The sequence below is a fragment of the Cupriavidus sp. SK-4 genome (assembly GCF_000611125.1).
Taxonomy (GTDB): Bacteria; Pseudomonadota; Gammaproteobacteria; order Burkholderiales; family Burkholderiaceae; genus Cupriavidus; species Cupriavidus necator.
On sequence record NZ_JFJW01000042.1, the window covers coordinates 6597 to 6796 of the forward strand.

General features: G+C 64.0%; 1 protein-coding gene. It reads left to right on the forward strand.

Translation table 11 applies throughout. The annotated features are described in order from the left end of the window. On the forward strand, positions 1 to 200 hold a 200-nt coding region (locus CF68_RS09000; protein ID WP_161786860.1), incomplete at both ends, for a TrbG/VirB9 family P-type conjugative transfer protein.

The following is a 200-nucleotide window of genomic DNA, read 5'->3' on the forward strand; positions in this document are numbered from 1 at the left end:
TGGTCGCGTGACCGTGATTTCGCTGCAAGAGGGCGAGGAACTGGTCACGGTCGCCGCCGGCGATACCGTGCGCTGGATCGTCGGTAATACGGCCAGCGGAAGTGGCGACGCGCTGCGCGTCAACGTGCTGGTGAAGCCCATTCGCTCCGGGTTGAAGACGAATCTGGTGATCACCACCAGCCGGCGCACCTACCTGATGG